Source organism: uncultured Draconibacterium sp. (assembly GCF_913060805.1).
In the GTDB taxonomy this organism is placed as follows: Bacteria; Bacteroidota; Bacteroidia; order Bacteroidales; family Prolixibacteraceae; genus Draconibacterium.
Window position 1 is genome coordinate 1 of the sequence record NZ_CAJXTC010000028.1, and the last position, 24,285, is coordinate 24,285.

Genomic DNA, 24,285 nt, shown 5'->3' on the forward strand with positions numbered 1-24,285 from the left:
GTTATCGACCCAATCGTTTTCAAAAAAGAAATTGAGTCGTTGAGTAAAATCGGTGTCGATATCTCGAAAAACCTTTACATTTCGAAAAAGGCACACATGATTTTGCCAACACATAAGATTTTGGACGCTGCATCGGAGCAGAAAAAAGGCGATACAAAAATTGGTTCTACCTTAAAAGGAATTGGCCCAACTTATAAAGATAAAATCGGCCGTGATGGTTTGCGTGTTGGCGACCTTGTTCACGGTTTCGAAGAAAAATATACTGCACGTATTGACAACCACAAAGTAATGTTGAGCGAGTTCTTTAAGTACGACTACGAAGCAATGCTTAACGAATGCGAAAAAGAGTGGTTCGAAGGTGTTGAAGTGCTGAAATCATTTAATTTGGTTGACAGCGAGCACATGATTAACGATGCACTAAAAGCTGGTAAATCAGTTTTAGCTGAAGGAGCACAAGGAACATTGCTAGATATCGATTTCGGATCGTATCCTTTTGTAACCAGCTCGAACACCATTTGCGCCGGAGCTTGTACCGGTTTGGGACTTGCTCCAAATGCAATCGGTAAAGTTTTCGGAATTTTTAAAGCTTACTGTACCCGCGTTGGAATGGGCCCGTTCCCTACCGAGCTTTTCGATGAAACAGGCGAAAAACTGCGTACTGCAGGAAATGAGTTCGGATCAACAACCGGCCGTCCGCGTCGTTGTGGCTGGCTTGATTTGGTAGCGCTGAAATACACTTGCATGCTAAATGGCGTTACCGAACTGATTATGATGAAAGCCGATGTGCTGGATGATTTCGACACGATTAAAGTTTGTGTAGGTTACGAAATTGATGGTGAAGTTGTTGAGCACTTCCCATTTGAATTGGACGACAATGTAAAACCTGTTTACGTTGAACTACCGGGCTGGAAAACCGATTTGACTAAGATTAAAGATCAGAACGAATTCCCGGAAGAACTGAACAACTACATCAACTTTATTGAAGATGAAATGGGTATTCCAATTTCACTTGCATCGGTTGGCCCAAACAGGGAACAAACAATTATGCTTGAAAAAGAATAAACAAAGATATTTTAGATTGAAAACGCTGTTCATTTATTTGAGCAGCGTTTTTTGTTCTTTCATATCGTCCCCCGTATTCAAAAACTACCACCCACTTCTTCAACCATTCGTTCATATTAAGTATCAAAAACAGACCAGTTTACGATTCAGCCTCTACATTCTGAACATAAACATTCGGTTAAATTATTAATAGATCATTTAAATAGTTATAATTCTTAATTATCTTTAAGCATCTCAGTGAGGGGCAAAAATGGGATCAATATTTAAGGAAACATTAGGACTATATACCGATTTGTATGAGCTAACAATGGCTCAGGGGTACTTTTATTGTCAAAAAAAAGACCAGCAAACTTCGTTCGACTATTATTTCAGAACCAATCCGTACAAAGGTGGATTTACCGTTTTTGCCGGCTTGCAGGATTTTATCGATGCCCTGAATGAATTCACGTATTCCAAATCGGATCTGGAATTTCTGAAAGCAAATGGTTTTAAAGATGAGTTTTTAGAATACCTGCGTAACTTCAAATTCTCGGGAGACATTTACAGCGTAAAAGAAGGTGAGATTGTTTTTCCGAACGAGCCGCTGCTGTCGGTTGAAGGAAACATTATTGAATGCCAGCTGCTGGAAAGTATTTTGCTGAATATTCTGAATTTCGAATCGCTGATTGCCACAAAGGCTTTCCGCATTAAACATATTTCGGGGCAAAAGTTATTTGCCGATTTTGGTTTGCGGCGTGCTCAGGGTTTTAGTGCTATTCATGCCAGCCGGGCAGCTTGTATCGGTGGTGCTTCATCCACATCGAATACTTTGGCCGGAAAAATCTACGATATTCCTGTAAGCGGAACAATGGCACACAGCTGGGTACAAAGTTTCGATTCGGAGCTGGAAGCTTTCAGGGCTTTTGCCGAAACCAATCCCGACAATACCATATTATTGGTTGACACTTTCGACACCTTAAAATCGGGTGTGCCCAATGCCATTACCATTGGGCATGAAATGGCAGCCAGAGGAGAAAAACTAAAGGCCATTCGTTTGGATAGTGGCGACCTGGCTTACCTCAGTAAAAAAGCCCGGAAGCAATTGGACGATGCCGGTTTGCACGATGTTCAGATCCTGGCATCGAACCAACTGAACGAATACGTTATAAAAACCTTGCTGCTGGACCAGAATGCTGCTATCGACGGTTTTGGAATTGGCACCGAAATGATTACCGGCAAAAGCGACGCTGCACTTGATGGCGTGTATAAACTGACCGAGATTGACGGAGAAGCAAAAATGAAATTCTCCGAAAATATCGAAAAAATTACCCTGCCCGGGAAAAAACAACTGGTGAGGTATTTTGATGAAGAAGGCCAATTCTACCGCGACGGAATTCTGCTGCAAAATGAAAAGCAGGAAGAAGTGGATACGATCTACCACCGGATTTACCCCGAAAAAAATACCGAAGTCTCCAAACTAAAATGTGAACTTCTTCGCGAAAAAGTGGTTGAACAAGGAAACATTTTGCTTCAACACAAAAGTCCGCTGGAAATTTACGAATACCTAAAAAGCCGGGCCGCTTTATTGCCCGACGAGCATAAACGTTTTATCAGTCCGCACCTGTATAAAGTGGGCATTTCGAACCAATTAATGGCTACCCGCAACGCTCTAACGCAAAAATTAAGAACGTTACACTAAGTTATTTTATGACAGAGATTACACGACCTACACTAATTATTGACAAAGAAGTTTGCCTGCAAAACATTGAACGGATGGCTAATAAAGCGAAGAAGTACAATCTTCGGTTGAGGCCCCACTTCAAAACGCATCAGGCAGCGAAGGTCGGTGAGTGGTTTAAACGTTTCGGGATCAGCCAAATTACTGTTTCGTCGGTATTGATGGCTGAATATTTTGCATCGAACGGATGGAATGACATCACCCTGGCTTTTCCGTTGAATATTCTTGAGATGAGCAGGATTGACCGTTTGGCAGATTCGATAAAACTGAATGTTCTGGTGGAGAACAAAGAGGCAGCAGAAGTGCTGGCCAATAAAGCAACAAACAAAATTGGCGTGTATTTAAAAATCGACACCGGATACAACCGCACCGGAATTCCGGCGGGCAGAACCGGTCGCATCGATTCGATTCTTGATATTTTGCGCAAAAACAGCAAACTTACTTTTAAAGGTTTTCTCACGCACACCGGTCATACTTACACGGCACTATCAACCAACGAAATATTCAGCAGTCATTTTGATGCTTTGCTAAAACTGAAAAAGCTAAAAAACAGGTACCATAAAAACTATCCGGGAATGGAACTGAGCATGGGAGATACACCGTCTGCCAGCATTTGCGGAAATTTTGACGGGATTGATGAGCTTCGTCCCGGCAACTTTGTGTTTTACGACCTGATGCAGCACAACCTTGGCGTATGCGAAATTAGCGACATTGCTGTAAGATTAGTGTGCCCGGTGGTGGCCAAACATGTTTCGCGAAACGAAATTGTGATTTACGGTGGCGCTGTTCATTTCTCGAAAGACACGCTGCAAAATACCGATGGAAAAGAATTGTATGGCCGGATCATTATCAACCAGGACAAGGAAAAAGTTCTGCTCGACACCAAAAATTATCTGTCGCGACTTTCGCAGGAACATGGCGTATTAAAAGTTACACCCACTAATTTTAAACAAATAAAAGTGGGCGATTTGGTGGAAATTATTCCTGTGCATTCGTGTCTTACTGCAAATATGATGGGGCATTTGATTACCACCGACGGCGAGTTTATTGAAATGATGCCGAAATATTAAAAAAAGATCTGAACGCTGGTGACGCAGATTTTGCAGATTACCACTGAAATACAAAATGGAACAAAAGGCTACGCTTTTGTTCTCAACATAAAAAATCCGATTCGTTTGATCAAATCATTCGAATCGGATTTTTATTTTCTATTCTGCGAAAATCAATTCACATCAGTGTCATCAGCGTTCCTACGCTGCAATTTAAAGATTCTATTTTTCAGGAATAGCTTCCAGTGTAGCCTCCAAAAACTCCCAGAATTTCTTAACTGTTTCAATATTTACTTTTTCATCCGGCGAGTGCGGGAAACGAATGGTCGGACCAAACGAAATCATATCCCAGTGTGGGTAGTTCTGTGCCAGAATACCACATTCCAAGCCGGCGTGAATAGCCATAATTTTTGGCACTCTGCCCCACTTGTCGTTATACACATTTTGCATGGTTTTCAAGATCGGCGATTCCATGTTTGGCTTCCATCCCGGATAAGCACCCGACAAAGTTACCTCGGCACCTGCCAGTTCAAAAACAGCTATCAGGCGTGTTCCCAATTCTTCTTTTGCCGAATCAACCGAGCTGCGCATCAAACAACCACCATTAATGGTTTTGCTTTCAGCATCCGATTTTAAAATTGCCAGGTTGGTAGAAGTTTCAACCAGCCCTTCCATGCTGTCGCTCATGCGAATTACACCGTTCGGACAAGCAACAACAGCTCGTGTTACGTTTTTCTGCGTAGCAGCATCGATCAAGGTTTCCGGCAATTCAGTTTGCTCAACAGAAATATCCAGATCAGGTTCGGTAGCCGCCAATTCTACTTTTACAGCGTCGGCAATTTCATCTACCAAAGCGATAAAATCGGCCACTTTTGCCTCTTCAATTACAACAACACCAAAGGCTTCGCGAGGAATGGCATTTCTTAAACTTCCGCCATCGATACTTGCTAAACGAACGCCAAGTACTTCGGCTGCATTAATAATTCGGAAAAATGTTTTTATTGAGTTTCCGCGGCCCAGAATAATATCCATTCCGGAGTGGCCACCTTTTAAACCTGTAACGCTTAATTGCAACGCTACAAAACCAACAGGTACTTCTTCTTCAGTATAATTGAAAGTAATATTCACATCTTCGCCACCGGCGCAACCTACATACAATTCACCCTCGTCTTCCGAGTCGGTATTGATCAGGATTTCGGCATCGAGCATACCGGCTTTTAACCCGTTAGCTCCGTCCATTCCGGTTTCTTCGGTAGCGGTTAGCAACACTTCAATTGGTCCGTGCTTTAAGGTTTTCGACGCCAAAACAGCCATTGCTGCCGACGAGCCAATTCCATTATCAGCACCCAGCGTTGTTCCGTTGGCAGTTACCCAATCGCCATCAACATACGTTTCAATCGGATCGTTTTGAAAATCGTGAACTTTATCGCTGTTTTTTTGCGGAACCATATCGAGGTGCCCTTGCAGAACAACTGTTTTACGGTTTTCCATACCGGGTGTTGCCGGCTTTTTTATAATCACATTTCCGGCTTCGTCTTTTATGGTTTCCAACCCCAGTTTTTCACCAAAACTTACGGCCCAATTCTGAATTTGCTCTTCGTGGTTTGAAGGACGTGGAATTTGGGTCATTTCAGAAAATATCTCCCACACATTTTGTGGCTCGAGATTTTTAATTTCTACACTCATAATAATGCGTTTTTTACTTCAGGTATTATACCTGCAATTTTATAGAACAAAGTAAGCAACAAATGAAAAAACATTTTGTGCATTTTCGGCTTAAAAGTTTTTAAAAGAAGATAAAATTAGGCAGAAGATCAGAAAAGCTGATATGTTTCACGGAATTCTTTGAAGAATATTGATATTTTAGCGAGCTTTAGAAAATAAAAGAAAAAGATATTATGAGTAGAGATGCAAATAAAGCCTTTTTTGGTCACCCGATCGGGCTTTCAACACTATTTGCCAGTGAAATGTGGGAACGCTTTAGTTACTATGGAATGCGAGCTTTGCTGGTTCTTTTCCTTACGGCAACTTTTGCTTCGGGCGGATTTGAAATGGCAGAACTCGATGCCTTTACCATTTATGGTATTTTCACCGGTTTAGTTTATGTAACCCCGATTTTAGGCGGTATGCTGGCCGACAAAGTTCTTGGGCAGCGAAAATCGATTTACATTGGTGGTTTAACAATGGCAATTGGTCAGTTTTTATTAGCAACAAGTGCCTGGTTAAGTGGAGGCGATGCTGGAATTGAACTGCGTCAAACAATTTTTTATGCCGGATTGGGTATTTTGATTTTGGGTAATGGTTTCTTTAAACCCAACATTTCTACCATGGTGGGCGAATTGTACGACAATAACGACCCGCGCAAAGACGGTGGTTTTACCATCTTTTACATGGGTATTAACCTTGGCGCTTTCATTTCACCATTAATTACAGGAAAACTGGGTGAGCAGGTAGCCTGGCAATATGGTTTTCTGGCGGCAGGAATCGGAATGGTACTAGGAACTATCTGGTTTTTTGTTCGTAGTCACACCCTTGGTCACATTGGAATGCCTCCAAAAGTAAAAGCCGAAAGAGTTCGTCTGATTATAAAAGACTGGTTTAGTATATTACTTTATGTTGTTGCAATCGTTGGAGTTGTGTTTGCATTAATTGTAGGCTGGGGAGCAATGCCTGAGGCCGTTTCAACAACAATCATTTACGTAGTTGGAATTGGTGCCGTAGTTGTATTGGCCACTACAATATTTAGAGGAACAAGTGGTAAAGCTGAATGGTCGCGAATTGGAGTAATCCTAATATTGGCCGTTTTCAACATCTTATTCTGGGGTGGTTTTGAGCAGGCTGGAACAACTTTTAACGTTTTTGCCCGCGATAATACACAACGAATGATTGGCAATTGGGAAATTCCTGCCAGCTGGTTTCAAAGTATTAACGCCATCTGGATTGTTACCTGTGCGCCATTGTTCAGTATTTTGTGGCTGAAACTGGATAAACTAAAAATTAACCCTAATACACCAATGAAATTTGCGTGGGGTTTAATTATGCTTTCGTTGGGATTTGTGATCATGGCAATTGCTTACAGCAGATCAACAGGAGGCGATACAATTCGTTTGGTTAGCCCGTTATGGTTGATCGTGGTATTCCTTTTCCACACATTTGGTGAACTTTGCCTGTCGCCAATTGGACTTTCGATGGTGACCAAATTATCGCCACCAAAACTGGTTTCTACAATGATGGGAATTTGGTTTGGTTCGATTGCTGCGGGTAACTTTGTAGCTTCGCAAATGAAAGCGATTTCAATACATTTGGAAGATGCGCTGGGAAGAGAAATTCAGGTTTTCTGGCTGATCGCTATCCAATCGGCTATTTTTGCACTTATTGCAATTGCCCTTTCTCCTGTACTGAAAAAGATGATGCACGGAATCAAATAAGAACACCGTATTCAAGAAAATATTGAAAGTACCCGGCTTTTTAAAGTCGGGTATTTTTTTACCCCACAATTGACTGAAGTATTGTTTCTTTACCCTCTCTCCTGTCTCTCCCTTCCATGAAGGGAAAGACGATCAGCCTCCAACCCGAACAACGCTAAGCTCTATAATTGAGCAGAGCGAGCACACATTAACGCCTGTAAAACATTTACATTATTGAACTCCATAAATCAACCGCGGGTGAAACCCGCGGTTAGTCATATTTTATCCCTTCGGGATAATGACCTGAATTACAACGTAAAACGAGTTTATTGACCAGCTATGTCGGAATTGCAAACTTTTCATGACGCTGGAAGCGTCGAATGTGAATAACCCGGTGCGTAGCGCCGGGTTGAAATGAACAAAGGGAAATAGTCCGGCGCAGACAGCAGATCGAAGCCAGATGGTTCTCCAGGACGAAACTCAAACGGCAATTACATATAAAAGATGGGGACTTTCATAAAAAAAGCCCGGCTATATAACCGGGCTTTCATTTATATATTGTGCTGTTCTATTTCAATTGAACGGATTTAATAGCTCCTGTTTCGGGATGAAATTCGATGGAATAATCACCACCCAGTAAATCTTCAGGAACCGGAGCAGTAATACCAAACTGTGCAATGGTTGCACGCGCTGAAGCCAGGCTGTTTAACTCGTAAATAACCTTAATGTTAGCCACTCCCGGCATCCGGTAGTAAACACCATCGTAACCGGCATCGGGATTATCCGACACGGCTTCGGCCTGGTATTTTGCCAGTAAACCGGCTGCCTGCTCAAACTCAACCATAACAGGTTTTCCTGAAAGATCGCTGGCGGGAACAACGCCGTTTTCATCCGAAATACGGAAGATCACCGCATTCTTTTCATTTGCAGCCGGCACGTAATCGAAACTGTATGTTTCGGTTTTATACGTGGTTCGGCCAACAAACAATTTAATGTAATTCTGCTCGGTACGTTTTAGCTCTTCCAAACTCACCTCATAAGCTTTACCGTCGGGGTACTCGCCGTCGATTCGGAGAGCTGCCAAATCGTACTGGTTCATCCGGCAGTCGAGCACGCGCTGCGCTGCTTCCGCAGCTTTTTGCTCCATACCTACAGCCGTAGGTCGGAAGTTATTGGTAGAGTCTCCCGGGATTAAAAATGGTGTATCCGAGAAATAATCAAAGGAAAAACCATCGTCGATATCCGGTTTCTGAAATGTTTTATTGGATTGAACCTCAAGCGGCATTATCGCTGTTCCAGAGGCGTTTATTCCGGCCAGGCAACCGTTGGGTGCCAGGCTGATCGTTGCAGCAATATCGCCCATTGCTTTGTAAACCTGCTGCGGATCGGGCTCCGAAAAAGTTTCGATTTTTACAGCAGATACCGACCACTTTACCGATGCTCTGTTTCGGGCATCTTTTATACCCAGTAACTGCTGGGCATAGGCAGCGTATGGCCCCGGCTCAAATTTCTCGCGAATAGCTTCCACGTGTACTTTAATTCCTGTGCGTGGCAAAGCGTACGCAATACCCTCAACATAGGCCGGAGCAATTCCTTCGTCTTCTTTCTTTTTGCGCTGTCCAAATGTCGGAACGACTATCATTACAGCAATTATCAAAGCTAAATACCTCATTGTTCAAATTGTTTGTTGTAAAACCCAAAAGTATTAAAATTATTTTGTGTTGTAAATTCATTTTTGGTTCTCGTCTCGCCAATCGTATTAAAATGTTTCATCGGATGTTATATTTGCAAACATGATACAATTTCCCGATCCAAATCAGGCCGAAGACGATGGGTTGCTGGCACAAGGTGGCGAGCTCACTCCCGAGTTTTTGTTGTCCGCTTATTGCCAGGGCGTATTTCCGTGGTTTTGCGAAGGCGAACCCATTTTATGGTGGTCGCCTAACCCGCGGATGGTGTTACTGCCGGAGGATTTTAAACTCAAGAAAAGTCTGCGGCAGGTGATTAATAAAGGGATTTTTGAACTGCGTATCGACACCGCTTTCCGCGAAGTAATTACGGCGTGTAGTAAAACCAAACGCAGCCACGAAGATGAAACCTGGATAACCGATGGAATCATCGACGGTTATGTACAACTGCACAAACTGGGATATGCGCACTCGTTCGAATCGTATTTTGAAGGAGAACTGGTTGGCGGATTGTACGGACTTTCGTTGGGGAATTGTTTTTTTGGCGAATCGATGTTTTTTACCAAAACCGATGCCAGCAAATTTGCCTTTTACCACCTGGTACAATTCGCCCTGAAAAACAATTTTGCTTTTATCGATGCACAACAACCTACCGATCACCTGGCAAGTTTGGGCGCCAAACCTATTCCGCGAAAAGATTTTTTGGAGATGCTTGAAAAAGCTTTGCAGCAAGATACATTGCAGGGAAAGTGGACAATAGAAATGGAACGCTGATGAAGCTGATTTTAAGATTTCCGCAGATTTTCCCAAGAATACTTTTCAGGGTTGCAGTTAAATTATAAGCCCTTAAATTACTATTCTATCAAACTCAACGAATTAAACTTACCTTTGCGCCATGTCAGGAAAAAAGAAGAACCAGAAAAATATTCTCAGCAAGTTAAATATCGAGAAGCTTAATCCGATGCAGGAGGAAGCAAAACTTGCCATTCATAAAGCCGATAATACCATATTACTTTCGCCAACCGGAACAGGAAAAACGCTGGCTTTTATGCTACCCATTGTTGCCGAACTCGATCCGGATTGCGAATTTGTGCAGGTACTTATTTTGGTTCCTTCGCGCGAACTGGCCATTCAAATTGAGCAGGTTACCCGCGACATGGGTACCGGTTACAAGTGCAATGCTTTTTACGGAGGACGCAATTTTAGCAAAGACCGTATCGATTTAAACCGGCCGCCGGCTATTTTAATTGGTACGCCGGGACGAATTGCCGACCACATGCGCCGCGAAACGTTTTATACGCACAAAATTAAAACGCTGGTTCTTGATGAGTTTGATAAATCGCTGGAAATTGGTTTTGAGAAAGATATGCAAGACATTGTTTCTTTCCTTCCCGAAGTGGAGAAAAAAGTGCTTACATCGGCGACTCATCGTGTGCGCATCCCCGAGTTTCTGGCGTTTAAAAATCCGCTAAGCGTTAATTTCCTGAAAGACGAGATTCCTGAGCTGGAGATAAAAACAATTGTTTCGCCCGAAAAAGATAAACTGGAAACGCTGGTAAAAGCGTTGCGCCATTTAGGCAACCAACCCGGTATTATCTTTTGCAATTTTAAAGAATCGATTGATCGGGTTAGTACTTACCTTACCGAAAACGGGATCAACCACGGCACTTTTTACGGAGGCATGGAACAAACCGACCGCGAGCGGGTACTGATTAAATTCCGAAATGGTACACACCGCTTAATTGTCGCAACCGATCTGGCAGCGCGTGGTTTAGATATTCCGGAGTTAAAATTTATTCTGCACTACCATCTTCCTTTACGTTTTCAGGAATTTACACACCGCAACGGGCGAACCGCACGAATGCACAGTGAAGGAACTGCCTATATTTTAAAATGGGAAGGCGAAGAATATCCTGAATTTATTCAACCTACCGAAATTGAGGAACTTACAGATGCGCCTCTTCCCGTCACATCTGGATGGGATACACTTTTTGTTTCAGGCGGCCGAAAAGACAAAATTTCGAAAGGCGACATTGCCGGATTATTTTTTAAACAAGGTAAACTTGGCAAGGATGAATTGGGCGTGATAGAATTAAAACACGACTGCGCTTTTGTAGCTGTTAAATCTGATAAAGCTGAGGCAGTAATTAAGGAAGTCAGCAACACAAAATTGAAAAACAAAAAAGTACGCGTTTCGCTTATTTAATATCAGTATTTAAATAAGAATACCCCCCGAACAATGGTCACTATCGAACACGAATTGCCCAAACCGTAACCTTTTCAGAAAACCATTGTAAACAACAATGCCACTAACTGTGGCTGGTGGCACTGATAACTTTAAAACCGAAAATCATGAAAACACTGCAAAAACATGAAAGGTTATTGCTAATTGCTGCCGGCATATTATTGCTTTCCATGCTATTAATGTTAATTATTACTCCTGCCATTTACACAAGATCATTGCCAAACATGAAAAATCAAGGTGCGCTGATAGGAATGTCGCTGGCAGTTCTTATACGCATTCCATTATTCGCCGGGTACTTTTCAATAATCAAAAGAATCAGGAAATATAGCGATCGAAGAACAGGTAGTTATTACGTTATTGGAGGACTGCTGATCGTTTTTGCATTTATTTATTCGGATGGCGCTGTAGCATTCATGGATAATGAAACGATTCCCAACGTTTCCACTATAATGTTTGTAAATGTAATACTCGATGTAAGTGCAGCTCTACTTACTTTTATTGCAGCTTATTTCAGACCAAAAAAACTGATTAAGCCAAACGGCACCTTATAAATCGGGAAACAACAAATTACAGATGTACGAATAGAAAAACTATGAATAAAAAGCTGTTAAATCGAATAAAGCTGAGGCAGTAACCAAGGAAGTCAGCAACACGAAACTGAAAACAAAAAAGTACGCGTTTCGCTTATTTAATTACCCCCTTAAAACTACCCGACAATACAAATTTCACCAGAAGAAACCCCGTAACCTTTTTCATAATATTTATGTAAAAAAAGATACGCTTGTATGCAGAACTGCGGCAAGAGTAACAAAACAGACAGGTATTATGAAAACAAAACAAAGACATATCAGGCTATTAATTACTGCAAGCGGTATGTTGATCCTTTCCATACTTTTTTTACTCATTATTACGCCCGGAGTTTATACAAAAACACTACCCGGCTCAAACAATACAGGAGCCTTAATAGGAATGTCGCTGGCAATTGTATTGCGCGTGGCGCTGTTGTTCGGCTACCTGATAACGATTAAAAGAAGCAGGAAGAACGACAACATTCGAATAGGAAGCTACATCCTTATCGGCGTACTTCTTCTCATTTTAGGCTTAATCGATACCGACGGCGCTTTTGCATTCCTCGACAATACAGATGTCCTTTACATTTCTTATTTGATGTTCACAAGTATCTTTTTCGATCTGACGGCCGCCACACTAACTTTTATCGCTGCATCCATAAAACCAGCCAATAAATTCATCCGAACTGCAGCCGACAAGAAGCTGTTAAACGGCTTGGTTATTGGATTAGGCGTAATGGTGATGATCTTTTTCGCGTTTCCCTGGGGGATAATTCTTTCGTTGGCATTCTGGATTTATTTGGGCGTAACCCTTTGGAAAAAGCACTCCTTTTTCTCCCCTGAAACGGAAGCTGCATTAGTTGAAAAACTCCAGAAAAGGTTAAAAGGACTGCTGAAAATCGCAGTAATCTCGCTTCCTGTTGCTATTGCGGGTATTGTTATACACAATGTACATTCGGGCAAAACCGGGGATGAAGAATCACTCTTTTTCTACATTGGCATTATTGCCGAGTACTTTTTTGTGCTGGCATCAGCAGGAGGTATTATCACCTTTTTAAAGGGGCGACAAAAATTCGAATAATTACAAGAGTGAGAATAAGCTGTTTATATTTCCTGATTATTTAGTTGCGACTTTCATAAAGGTCGCGGGTGTAGTTATTAACCAGCTCGCCGCCAATAGTTTCATCAATTTTTATCTGCAATTTGGTATCACTGATTATTAATTCGGAAGTTGTTTTTTCCTCCGGTTTTCCCTTCTCACAACTGTCATTATAAGGCAACCAGAAATAAGTATCAACCGAATCGATTAACGAAAGATCATCCGGATCATAAAGATAAAGCGTGTTCTTTTGTTGTTGCGATTGGCCACAGCAAGGGTGGTATCTTTCCTCAATAACAACAGCCAGCAGTTGTTTTTCGGCTATAGTTATTACTTCCATGGTATCGGGCCAGTAGCTCGGAACGCCACATTCTGCAATCTGCAATTTCTCATCGATTTGCCGGAATTCGGTAGCATAAAGCAGATCGCCATAAGAACTTAGCACTACCAGTTTTTCGCAATACGACCAAACCTGTTGAGCTTTTGCAACTACCTTGAAACAAAATATTTTTTCATTCCCGAGACTGATGTTTGATGAATCTCGAACAGAAAAAGCCGGCTCACCAATTTCTTCCGTAGAAAAGCTAAAAAAGTCTTTGTAGCTACTAATTAAGGAATCTTTATTTATAGCAATATAATGCTGTTCGGATAAATACTTTGCCTTAATATCGACATTGGAGGCTGTTGCTGATCTATTAACGGTTTGTCCGCAAGCAGCCAAAAACAGGCCAAGCAACACACTAACAATGATATTCATTTCTCTGGAAAAAGGTTTTAAACGCTGCATTTGTTAGTCCTCAGTAGTTTCTCCGATTATTGCATTTATCAACTTCACCGAATCGCGGATACAGCCCTCGCAAATATCCTTTTTCAGGTTATTGCTTTTAAAATAACCCTGGCCTTCTTCAGTGTTTAAATCGCAATTGATTAGTGTTTTACAAACCGTTGTTCCTTTAACCTGCGTAAAGCGTTTATGAAACTCCTGAACCATCGCGTAGGTTTTTGCCACCTTATCAGGATTATCTACCGAATCTGCATTTGCCAAACCAAAAATCATATAAGCCGCCGATACTGCGCCACAGGTTTCCTGCAACCGGCCCATGCCGCCTCCCAATCCGCACGACAAATTTATTGCTGTTTCTTTATCAATATTTAAAACATCGGAATAAGCCACCACAACCGATTGCGCACAATTATAATCCTGCCAAAAAAGTTCTGCTGCCTTGTTGCTTAGCTTGGTATCGTCTAATAGTTTGTTCATTGTTTTCGTTTTTTATTAAGTGCTGTTATGCTTCGCCGCCAATGGCAGTTATAATCTCCTTTGTTTCTGTATCGAATAATAACAGGCCTTCTGTTTTGCCGTCGAGTTGCCCCAGCAGTTCTCCTTTTTCATTCCAAACCGAAGATCTTCCGGCACATTCATAACCGCCTGAAGGCCCCACATAATTGGCCATAAATGTTACCAGATTTTTGGTTTTGGCCATGCCCGAAAGTTTTTTGATTTCAGCATCGATTCCTGCAACCGAACTTAATACACTGGCAATATAAATTGTTGCATTATTCTGGCTGGCGTACTCCCAGTGTGCGTCATTTGAGGCTTCGTAGCAAATGGCGGGCGACACCACTTCTGTTTCTAAATGAAGTAGCATTGGATTTTTTGCTGCTGTAAAAAACGGTTCTTCCGGTGGGTACAAATACTGTTTCGAATAAGTTATCCGCTCTGTTTGCGGCTGAAAAATAACCATGCTGATAAATACATCCTTTGCTGTACGTGTTGGCAATCCAACTCCTATGGTAATGCCGTGCTGATCGCTTAGGCGCTGCATCTCATCCAGTCGGTTGTCATCCTGGTGGGTTGCTAGTTGCTCTGCCAAATCGCGCTCGTAACCGGTTAACGACAACTCCGGAAAAACCACCATATCTGCGTTATTCTCAATGGCGCGTTTTATCCACTTTAAATGGGTTTCTACATTTGCCCCGATGTTGCCTTTTATGGCCTCAATTTGTGCTACAGCTACTCTCATTGTGTTTCGATAGTTGTTTTTTTGTTTAACTTTTTCGGTTAATTACGCTTTTCTGGTTCCGGTTTGTTGCTATAAATCAAAGATAGCCAATCGCTTTAAATCGCTGGCCCCAAAAACTATAATCGTTGTTTTAGCCAGTTCTTTTTTTCGAGTTCATATCTTCTGTCGGTGCAATTATCTCTTTCGTTAAAAAACTCTTTTACCGGCGTCATCAACTTGTCGAGGATTTTTACCGACGCGGTATTTCCAATGTTAACGTCGGCCGTTACCTTTTTAATATTCAGCACATCGAAATAAAACTCCAACATGCCAATTGCTATTTCGGTACCAAATCCTTTTCCCCAGTACTTGGGACGAACGCGGTAACCCAATTCATTCTCATTGTTTTCATTCAGTAAAAACAGAGCCAGTCCGATCATTTTAGTGTTTCCCTTTTCAAAAATTCCGCAAGCACATTTTTGTTTATCGATATCGTTTAGCGTTAAACGCATACTTTTAGTAAACCGATCGTTAATTTCACTTTCCGTAAAAGCCTTTTGAGGAATTGGAGCCAAAACTTTCGGGTCGGTAAATAGTTCCGCGAAATATTCTTTATCCGCTGGTTCTAATCGCCTTACCGCTAATCGCTCGGTTTCAAATATTATCATTGTTTTGACTTTGTTGGTTTTAACGGTCACTTGTAAGTTGTCGTTGCGGATTTCGGAGCTCGTTCCTGTCCGGCAGGACGGAACGATGTTGCGAGAATCCAGCGAACGACACCGCACTGCCCCCGCAATGCAATTTACAATTTGTTATAGCCAGTTATTTTATTTTCAATATTTTAGAAATATAAATTTCGTTTTTAAGTGATTTAATTTTAATAATATAAAGTCCAGCTGGAATATTTTTGATATTTAATTTGTTTTCATTAATCTCGGAAGCATAAATTACAGTTCCAGTAATATCAATAAATTCAATTGTTTCTCCAATATCATTTTGTGGTAATTTAAAATAAATCAAGTCTGTTGTTGGATTTGGGTAGGCTATAAAATTTTCAACTTCTTCTACAGGTATGTCAGGTAGTTGCAAATCTGAAATATCTTGTTTCCAAACTCCATAATTATTTGTTCCAAAATAAAGTATGTTTGCATCAAGTAATAATGCTCCACTCCAATAGTAGTTCGGCAACTTGGGTAATCCTTGATTAATATTCGACCATGTTTTACCTTGATTATTTGAAGCATAAACGCTGTCGGGTGTACATAAAAATAAATAATTTTCGTTTGAAGTAAAGTCGTTTATACTCGTGGATAACCCGGGACTATTTTTCGGTAATCCTTTTCCACTATACTCCCATGTTTTACTATTGTTTTCTAATCGGAATAAATATGAAAATTCTAATGCAGCGAACAAAACCCCTTGACATTCTCCAAGTTTATAAACTCGCTCATTTGGTAATCCATCATTGATAAATTCCCAGTTCAATCCAAAATCTGAAGTTTTTATAATTTCCCGGTTTCCGCAAGCTGCAATGTAAATCTCATTTCCTACAAAAAGTGCATCATCATAATTGTTACAAACCAATCCAGAAGGGGGGCTAATATTCTTCCATGTTGTACCTTTATCTTCTGATAAAAAAACATATACATTTCCAACTGCAATAACTTTGTTTCCACTGGCTTTTAATTTGAATGTTGTATGGTCGTATATTAAATCGGTTTTGTTTTGCCAGGAACTTCCGTTATCTGAAGTAATATAGGTCAGGTTCTTTTGTGGTACATATTCAGGACTGTTAGCAACAAAAAGCAAGGTGTTGTCTAAGTCTACAATATTCCAAACAATTCCCATTGAAATTGATTCAGTAGAGTTGCCCCAGCTTAAACCTTTATTTTTTGTTATCGAGACATTATTAAAATCAATTGCTGCAATGCATGAATCGTTTTTTTCTAAGTCAAGAATATGGGAACAAATAATATGTCGGGACACGTTTTGCCAGTTCGTAATATCTCTGAATACGCCATCCTCGTTGGCTAAAAAGAATTGATTCTTATGTTTTGTGATGCTTGATGTTGACAAACTTTTTAAACCAGTATTTTTTGCTGTCCAATCAATCCCATTGTTGTTTGAAACATAAATTCCTTCAAGCTTTGTTAATGCAAAAATTGAATCATTAATAGCAATTAATTTATTTATTCTGTCATCAGATGAAAATGTATTCGATAATTGCCAAGTTGTTCCGTTATTAACAGATTTGTAGATTTTATTTTCTTTTGCAATAAACACAATGCTATCCTTACAAAGTATTGCATTCACTTTTATATTGTCCAAATTATTGTTAACGACCGACCAATTAAGATTCGTTTTAAGAGTTCTGTAAATTCCCTCTTTTGTTCCTGCAAAAATATATTGTTCGTTCCCGTCTATCGCAAATAAATCATAGGTATAAAAAATACCTGACGTTTCGTAGTATATTTCACTGGGAAGACCATCATTAAATTTGTTCCAATTTTTACCATTATTAGAATAGTAAAATCCTCCATCTTCCAACGCAGCATAAATATTTTGGTCATCCGTATAAAAACCAGAAGTTTTACCTTTTTTATATAAAGAATAACTTTCTATCCAATCTTCATTGATTTGTAAAACCTTCCGAATACTTTCTCCTCCAAGATAAAGTTCATTTTTAAAAATTGTGTGCGTGTTAAAATTTGCAGGATTTACCGGAGACCAAGAATCTCCTTCGTCTGTTGAAATGAAAGTTCCGCAAGGAGCAGAAGCAATTAATGCTGAATCATAGGATGCAATGTCAGACATACTGATATTTGTAATAGGACCTTCAGTTTGTTGCCATTGACAAAATGAATTAATCGAGATTAGTAGAAAAAATATGATTGAGGTTATTCTCATTTCTTTTTTTATAATTGGCTATAACGGTCACTTGTATGTGGTCGGGCGGGATTTCTGAAAGAAATCGTGTCAGACCCGCAGGAAAGTGGGCGCAAGGTCTGACTTGTCAGACCGCTGAAACCCCCGCCTGCCATGTACAATTTGTTACCATTAGTTTTTTATTTGAGTTTCATTAATAATCATCTTCTGGAATATTTAGTCTTTTTCTAAAAGGTACATAAGATGTTTCACCATCAACATCGTCAAAAAGAGCGAAATAATTATTTAAAAAAAATACATATGAAATTGTCGATTCTTTTCCAAAATCCGCGATTGAGTATTTTAAATCAAACTCATCTTCTCTTTTCTCTGTGTATTTATTGGTTATAAAATTAAAACCACGATTAGTATACTCTTTATAAATAGTTGTGTCAAGTTTAAACGAATTCAAATATTGGCTTGTATCCTTAATATTTATTTCCTGGTTGAAAGAGTTTAATATAAAACTATGAAATGAAATATTTTGCGAGTAATTCTTACTGTCATAAAATTGTTTTAGGTCATAAGTCGTTGCATAAATAATTGAGTCTGACTGTCTGATATAAAGTGGTATAAAACTTAGTTCAGGGGATGGTGGCGTGTCAAAACTGTAATTTAATAATCTATCCACAATTATTTCATTTTCACTTTTCTTTGAATTACATGATGTAAGTAAAAGTGAAATTAGGATTGTTATAATTGTGAGATTCTTCGTCATCAAATATTTTATATTTATGTTCATTTTTATAGTTCAAAAATACTCAACTGCATCCTCATTCAAAATTAATGGTAACGGTAATTGCATGTCTCGTAGCTTTGGTTTTGGCGTTGGCTTTTTACGGCTATGATGATATGCATAGTGTTATGTTTACGTTTTTTATTTCCTTCCATCTAAAAAGCGGGCGTTTTGAATTAAGCCCAATGCCCCAAACTGGCACTTAAAAACGCAGGCTATTTTCTTTATACGGGTATAAGCTATTTTAGCTATCGGTTTTTCACTGATTTGTTGATGATAATTTGCAAGAGCAATTTTCAATGTATCGGGTATTACAATTTTTTTGGTGCACTAAAGCTAATTATAATTTTTATGTTTTGATGGCTGGAAATAAATTTGTTAACATAAACTTTCAACTCCTCTCTACCCCTTTGTCTGTCGACATTTCCCCTCGTGAGGGGAAAAAGCATTGTTGCAAAGTCCACAAATCGGTTAACACCTGGCCCCTTCAGGGGAGAAGCTCCCAATAGGGTGAGTAGTAAGGGCTTCAAATTTTCTATTCAATTAGGCACAATGAGATGATGACAAAGATGCTGAAACGAGTTCAGCATGACGTACTTGGTTATATCTCCTTTACTCAAAAAAGACGTCACCCTGAACTCGATTCAGAGGCTCAACATAATTACAGCCATTGCGAAAGAGGAACGACTGACGCAATTTCTGTCCTTCACAAAAAAACACCACTTCCGAAACATGCATTCCTACACGTTCGAAAGTGGTGAAACTTATAAAAAAAATACTCCCTCTACATTACCAGCATGACCACAGCAAGCGCCAGGCCCAGTGCCGAAAATACCATTCCGCGCTTAAAATGTTTTGAGCGGGCTTTAAACATCCACAACGACGATAGTGCCAAAAACAACATCAGCACACCAAAAACAGTGGTAAACCAGTGTGTCTTAGTTTGGCTCGAGGCCTTGTGCAACCCGTTCAGTTTGTTCATAAACTCGGGTAAACCTACCGCCTGGTATATGGCTTCGCCAGTGGCTTTATTGTAAGTGCCATTGCCAAAATACACCAAATCGCCCTCGGTTTTTTCCACCTTAAAATCAAACAGATGCAACATCATTCCAAGTTGTTGCTCCTCCAAATTCGGCGGCAGTTGCCGTGTAATCGTTTTCTCACTTTTTAAAAATCCGGTGTCGCGGTACACCAAAATAATTCCGCTAATGGCATAAATCAGTGTCATGCCAATCATTAAATATCCAATGTCGCGATGTAATGAGCGCATCCAGTGCTGCACCGATTTTTTCTTCTTTACTTCCATAAAATCCTATTTTGTTTTTTGTTAATCAAGTTTGGTTAAAGTGAGGAGCGTTTCAGGCTGCTAACTTTTTGTTTTATGATTGACTTCGGATTTTAAAAAGCGTTTAAAGAAGCATTTAAAAAGAAGTGGATATTTTAAACTAATGTTTTAATCAAAATAGGACCGCCACCATCAAAACATGATATTTATCAGTCAAAATGAATGGATACAAAAAAATAAAATAGGAGAAATATTTTTTCTGAAAAAGTATGGATTAAACAAAGAATGCACGATTTACTTCATCAAAATGCGTGATTTGCCGGCAGGAAAAACCATCATACACGGCATTGGCTGTTACGATACTTTCTGAATTTTCAGAAATGCTTTTCCCAGGGTTTCGATAATATCGCCGGCCATTAACGCGAATTCCGAGCGTTTTTTGGCCACCATATCTCCGGCCAGCCCATGCAGATAAACACCCACCAGCGCTGCATCAAACGATGCCATTCCCTGGGCCAGCAACCCCAGAATAATTCCGGTAAGTGCATCGCCGCTTCCGGCGGTTCCCATTCCCGAGTTGCCGGTGGAATTCCAGCAAAGCGTTCCATCGGGAGCAGCCACCGAAGTGTGCGCTCCTTTTAACACCACCACACAGTTGTATTTTTTGGCAAAAGCAATTTGTTTCTGAACGGCATCGTACGAGTCGGTAGTTTCGCCCACCAAACGCCGAAACTCGCCCGGATGCGGAGTAAGTACTGAGCCTTCGGGTAATTTCTCCAGCCATTTTTCATTTTCGGCCAGAATATTCAGCGCATCGGCATCGATAACCATCGGTATTTTTGCCTCGTCGAACAGATCGCACAAAGCGCGGCACGAATTTCGTTTTAATCCCAGCCCCGGACCAACACCAATGGCGGCATAAGGCGTAAGATCGGGAAACGAAGTAAACATCGAATCGTGCTGATCGATGCTGGCCATTGCTTCGGGCACCGCAGTTTGAATGATCGGGAATCCCATGTGTGGGACATGAGCTGTTAACAACCCCGCCCCGGCACGCAAACAGGCTTTCGATGCCAACACAGCCGCTCCCATTTTTCCGTAACTTCCGGCAATAAGCAGCGCGTGCCCAAAGGTTCCTTTATGATCGAATTTTGTACGCAGCGGTAAACGCGCCGCAATATCTGCTGCATCGGCAAACGAATATGGCGATGGTGTTTCGCGTATTCCATCGGGATGCAAACCGATAGGTAACACTTCCCACTGCCCCACAAACTGTTCGTTTTCGCGAAACAGAAAACTTATTTTCGGAAACTGCAGCGTTAGCGTGTAATCTGCGCGGATAATATTCTCCAAATTATTTTCGGCATTGTTTTCTCCCATCAATCCACTGGGAATATCAACTGCCACCACTGCATTTAGCAACTGGTTGATGTGTTGCACCAATTGCGCCGGGAGTCCTTCCAAAGGCCTCGATAAACCGGAGCCAAACAAACCGTCAATCAGCACGTCTGTATCTGCAATTTGTGGAAAATCGTTTTCCGAGCGTAGTTTTGTCAGCTTTACTTTTCCTTGTTCTTCCAGTCGTTTGTAGTTGATGGCAGGCGATCCTTTCAACGCTTTTCCAAAATCAAGCAGGTAAACTTCGCACTGGTAATCCAAATCGGCGAGTTGTCGCGCCATTGCCAAAGCATCTCCGCCATTGTTTCCGGGGCCGGCAAAAAACAGTAGCCGTTCTTCGGTTGAAAACTGTTGAACAATCCAGTTGGTCATTTGCAGCGAGGCACGTTCCATCAAATCGATATCCGCAATGGGTTCATTTTCGACGGTAAACTTGTCGATTGCCGCTATTTGTTTTGTAGTAAATATCTTCATTCTAGAGAAAGCTGAAAGTTACAGGCCGAAACTGTCCTTTTTCGGCCTGCAACATTTGTTTTCTCTAAATTATAAAAAACGGGGGTGAATCGCTGAATTTAAAAAGGGAATTATGATCGCAGCGATCCTTTTTTTTTGCGAAACGTTTAATCCCACTCCCAACCTAAGCTGGTTTTAAACACAAAATCGTTTTTAGCTACGTCAACAAGCGGGTCGCTGTCGAAGTTATGCACATAACTTAGTTTTATGTAGAAATCGAGCGGCAAATCATATTTCAGCGAGGTGTCCATGTCGATACGCCATCTTCCCCAATCCGATAAACTCGGATAAGTGGTTAGCTTAAACTGGAACGACAGATCGCCTATATCGTAGGCATTAAAATCAAACAGTCCCAGTCCTTCAAAACTACCCTGCGAGGTAGGATTGTCGCCGCCATATTTTTCCTGCGAGAATGCCAGACCAAGACCCGACTGCATATACAAATGATTGGTGCGGATGATGTACAAACCCAAACCTGCGCGGAATGTAGAACGCAGATCAAGCATCTGTTCGCTGTTGCTCAGGAATTCGGCACCACCCATTATCATTCCGTTTCCCCAAATGTCGCGCACCAGTGATAGTCCACCATCAGTACGTTTTATCGGCTCAACATTATCCTGTCTTGTTCCCACATTATTTAAATTCGCGCTAATATTCCATTTTATACCGCGGTAGCTTACTTTGGCGGCCGCCGAGGTTTGCCGCACATTGTTGGCTTTACTTATCGATAGTCCGGCATCGATAGAAATAATTATCCGGTCGATAATCCGCTGTTCCAACGATTCAATTGCAACAATCTGATCCATGGTGACCGTAATATTATCATCCAGTGTTTGAATAATTACTTTTTTAGGTTCGTCGGGCAAAAAGGCTAATCCCCCGTTGTACTTTTCTCCGTCTACAGTATAGATCATCAGCAGGCGGGTGCAAACCAAACCCTCAATTTCTTGCCAGTCAACCTGGAAATCGCTGTCGGCATAATCGGTATCGTAAACCAGCACACCACGTTGCATCGATTTAATTTCGCCCACCAGTACATCCCCGTTCGAGGTGTATATTTTATCGTTTTGGGCAATTACCTGTGTAAATGATAAGATTAACAGTAGAATAAATGTAAATTTTTTGCTTCGCATGATTGAAAGATTTAAAAAACAGATAAAAATTACGGCATTTCGCTTTTCAAAGCAAATGTTTTTTTCATATTCTGTTAAACAACAATTTCGGTTGCTTTTATAAAGCATTGAACCTGACCAATATCAAGTTGTTAAACCTGAAAAGATTTTTATATTTGCCACCTTACATAAAATTGAGGCAAAAAAAGAAGAGGTATGCAGGAAACAGAACAAGTAGGAGCACTTATTAAAAACGATGCAGTTGTATTAGGACTATTATTGGCATTACTGGCCGCTATTTTTTACACCAGCAATTCATCGAAACCCATTTTCAAGAAATTCTACAGCGTTGTTCCCATGCTGTTGCTCTGTTATTTTTTACCCAGCTTGCTTACCACTTTTAATATTGTTGATGGCGAACATTCGCAGCTGTATTTTATGGCATCGCGCTACTTGCTGCCTGCCAGTTTGGTATTGCTAACGCTGAGTATTAACCTTAAAGAAGTGTTTAAACTGGGAAGCAAAGCGCTGATCATGTTTATTACCGGTACCGTTGGGGTTATTATTGGCGGACCATTGGCTATTTTGGCAGCGTCGGCCATAAATCCTGATCTTGTTGGAGGTGCCGGCCCCGATGCTGTTTGGCGTGGAATGACAACTATTGCAGGAAGCTGGATTGGTGGTGGCGCTAACCAGGCGGCCATGTACGAAATTTTTAAACCATCGGATCATTTGTACTCGATAATGATTACCGTTGATGTGCTTGTGGCCGAAGTTTGGATGGCGATTTTGCTGATCGGTGTTGGAAAATCGAAACAGATTGACAAGCGCTTTAAAGCCGACGCCAGCAGTGTTACCCAACTAAGAGATCACATGCACGAATTCAGCCAGAAAATAGCACGTATACCAAGCACTACCGACATTATGGTTATTGCAGCTATCGGACTTGGCGTTACCGGTTTTGCACATTTGGTTTCCGACTGGATTGCGCCTTATATCGAGGTTCATGCCCCGGCGCTGAACAAGTTCAGTTTAACCTCTAAATTCTTCTGGTTAATTATCCTTTCAACCACTATTGGAATTGCCTTGTCGTTTACTAAACTTCGGAATTACGAAGGTGCCGGCGCGTCAAAAATCGGTACTATTTTCATCTATATTTTGGTGGCCACAATCGGTATGAAAATGGATGTTGGCAAGATCTTCGACAACCTGGGACTGTTTTTGGTTGGCGGAATCTGGATGGCCATTCACGTTATTCTGTTGTTGATTGTCGGCAAGTTGATCCGTGCGCCGTATTTCTTCCTGGCGGTTGGTAGTAAAGCAAACATCGGAGGTGCGGCTAGTGCTCCGGTTGTGGCGGCTGCATTTCACCCGTCGCTGGCACCGGTTGGTGTTTTACTGGCAGTTTTAGGATATGCGCTCGGAACGTACGGAGCGTGGATGTGCGGACTGCTGATGCAGGTGGCGGCACACTAAA

General features: G+C 41.0%; 20 protein-coding genes. 9 read left to right on the forward strand and 11 right to left on the reverse strand.

Features of this window, described 5'->3' with window-relative positions:
- From QZ576_RS15870 to QZ576_RS15880, 3 genes are all read left to right on the forward strand, one after another.
- On the forward strand, positions 1 to 1,062 hold a 1,062-nt coding region (locus QZ576_RS15870; RefSeq protein ID WP_297098773.1), incomplete at its 5' end, for an adenylosuccinate synthase.
- Positions 1,063 to 1,312: 250 nt separating this feature from the next.
- Entirely contained in the window at positions 1,313 to 2,740 is a 1,428-nt protein-coding gene (locus QZ576_RS15875) for a nicotinate phosphoribosyltransferase (protein WP_297098774.1), read from the forward strand.
- 8 nt (positions 2,741 to 2,748) lie between these two features.
- A complete protein-coding gene (locus tag QZ576_RS15880) occupies positions 2,749 to 3,849 on the forward strand; it encodes an alanine racemase (protein ID WP_297098775.1) in 1,101 nt (366 codons plus the stop codon).
- 201 nt (positions 3,850 to 4,050) lie between these two features.
- On the opposite strand, the gene QZ576_RS15885 is transcribed toward QZ576_RS15880, so the two are convergent.
- Complete coding sequence (locus QZ576_RS15885; RefSeq protein ID WP_297098776.1) at positions 4,051 to 5,514, reverse strand: aminoacyl-histidine dipeptidase; 1,464 nt, start codon at positions 5,512 to 5,514, stop codon at positions 4,051 to 4,053.
- Between the two features lie 212 nt (positions 5,515 to 5,726).
- Between QZ576_RS15885 and QZ576_RS15890 the strand changes: the two genes are divergently transcribed.
- Positions 5,727 to 7,256 (forward strand): peptide MFS transporter, encoded by a 1,530-nt coding sequence (locus QZ576_RS15890; RefSeq protein WP_297098777.1) that lies wholly within the window; start codon positions 5,727 to 5,729, stop codon positions 7,254 to 7,256.
- A 547-nt stretch (positions 7,257 to 7,803) separates the two neighbouring features.
- On the opposite strand, the gene QZ576_RS15895 is transcribed toward QZ576_RS15890, so the two are convergent.
- Positions 7,804 to 8,907: a DUF4831 family protein gene (locus QZ576_RS15895; RefSeq protein WP_297098778.1), complete on the reverse strand. Its 1,104-nt coding sequence runs from the start codon at positions 8,905 to 8,907 to the stop codon at positions 7,804 to 7,806.
- A gap of 121 nt (positions 8,908 to 9,028) precedes the next feature.
- Between QZ576_RS15895 and aat the strand changes: the two genes are divergently transcribed.
- The 4 genes from aat to QZ576_RS15915 all read left to right on the forward strand — a co-directional run bounded on the left by aat (position 9,029) and on the right by QZ576_RS15915 (position 12,818).
- A complete protein-coding gene (gene aat / locus QZ576_RS15900) occupies positions 9,029 to 9,697 on the forward strand; it encodes a leucyl/phenylalanyl-tRNA--protein transferase (RefSeq protein WP_297098779.1) in 669 nt (222 codons plus the stop codon).
- A gap of 121 nt (positions 9,698 to 9,818) precedes the next feature.
- Entirely contained in the window at positions 9,819 to 11,129 is a 1,311-nt protein-coding gene (locus QZ576_RS15905) for a DEAD/DEAH box helicase (RefSeq protein WP_297098780.1), read from the forward strand.
- Positions 11,130 to 11,275: 146 nt separating this feature from the next.
- Positions 11,276 to 11,719 (forward strand): hypothetical protein, encoded by a 444-nt coding sequence (locus QZ576_RS15910; protein WP_297098781.1) that lies wholly within the window; start codon positions 11,276 to 11,278, stop codon positions 11,717 to 11,719.
- Between the two features lie 274 nt (positions 11,720 to 11,993).
- Positions 11,994 to 12,818 (forward strand): hypothetical protein, encoded by an 825-nt coding sequence (locus QZ576_RS15915; RefSeq protein ID WP_297098782.1) that lies wholly within the window; start codon positions 11,994 to 11,996, stop codon positions 12,816 to 12,818.
- A gap of 40 nt (positions 12,819 to 12,858) precedes the next feature.
- On the opposite strand, the gene QZ576_RS15920 is transcribed toward QZ576_RS15915, so the two are convergent.
- From QZ576_RS15920 to QZ576_RS15960, 9 genes are all read right to left on the reverse strand, one after another.
- A complete protein-coding gene (locus QZ576_RS15920; RefSeq protein ID WP_297098783.1) occupies positions 12,859 to 13,593 on the reverse strand; it encodes a hypothetical protein in 735 nt (244 codons plus the stop codon).
- A 33-nt stretch (positions 13,594 to 13,626) separates the two neighbouring features.
- On the reverse strand, positions 13,627 to 14,097 hold the full coding sequence (locus QZ576_RS15925) for a C-GCAxxG-C-C family protein (RefSeq protein ID WP_297098784.1): 471 nt from the start codon (positions 14,095 to 14,097) through the stop codon (positions 13,627 to 13,629).
- 25 nt (positions 14,098 to 14,122) lie between these two features.
- The gene (locus tag QZ576_RS15930; RefSeq protein ID WP_297098785.1) at positions 14,123 to 14,860 is read right to left on the reverse strand and encodes a carbon-nitrogen hydrolase family protein; all 738 of its coding nucleotides are present in this window, start codon (positions 14,858 to 14,860) and stop codon (positions 14,123 to 14,125) included.
- 116 nt (positions 14,861 to 14,976) lie between these two features.
- Positions 14,977 to 15,507 (reverse strand): GNAT family N-acetyltransferase, encoded by a 531-nt coding sequence (locus QZ576_RS15935; RefSeq protein ID WP_297098786.1) that lies wholly within the window; start codon positions 15,505 to 15,507, stop codon positions 14,977 to 14,979.
- Positions 15,508 to 15,661: 154 nt separating this feature from the next.
- A complete protein-coding gene (locus QZ576_RS15940) occupies positions 15,662 to 17,653 on the reverse strand; it encodes a T9SS type A sorting domain-containing protein (protein WP_297098787.1) in 1,992 nt (663 codons plus the stop codon).
- Positions 17,654 to 17,918: 265 nt separating this feature from the next.
- The gene (locus tag QZ576_RS15945; protein ID WP_297098788.1) at positions 17,919 to 18,395 is read right to left on the reverse strand and encodes a hypothetical protein; all 477 of its coding nucleotides are present in this window, start codon (positions 18,393 to 18,395) and stop codon (positions 17,919 to 17,921) included.
- An 889-nt stretch (positions 18,396 to 19,284) separates the two neighbouring features.
- Positions 19,285 to 19,806 carry a PepSY-associated TM helix domain-containing protein gene (locus QZ576_RS15950; protein ID WP_297098789.1) on the reverse strand — a complete coding sequence of 174 codons (522 nt, stop codon included), beginning with the start codon at positions 19,804 to 19,806 and terminating at the stop codon, positions 19,285 to 19,287.
- A gap of 333 nt (positions 19,807 to 20,139) precedes the next feature.
- A complete protein-coding gene (locus QZ576_RS15955) occupies positions 20,140 to 21,657 on the reverse strand; it encodes an NAD(P)H-hydrate dehydratase (protein WP_297098790.1) in 1,518 nt (505 codons plus the stop codon).
- A gap of 146 nt (positions 21,658 to 21,803) precedes the next feature.
- On the reverse strand, positions 21,804 to 22,829 hold the full coding sequence (locus QZ576_RS15960) for a DUF481 domain-containing protein (RefSeq protein ID WP_297098791.1): 1,026 nt from the start codon (positions 22,827 to 22,829) through the stop codon (positions 21,804 to 21,806).
- Positions 22,830 to 23,024: 195 nt separating this feature from the next.
- Between QZ576_RS15960 and QZ576_RS15965 the strand changes: the two genes are divergently transcribed.
- The gene (locus QZ576_RS15965; protein WP_297098792.1) at positions 23,025 to 24,284 is read left to right on the forward strand and encodes a DUF819 family protein; all 1,260 of its coding nucleotides are present in this window, start codon (positions 23,025 to 23,027) and stop codon (positions 24,282 to 24,284) included.
- The last annotated feature ends 1 nt before the right edge of the window (position 24,285 follow it).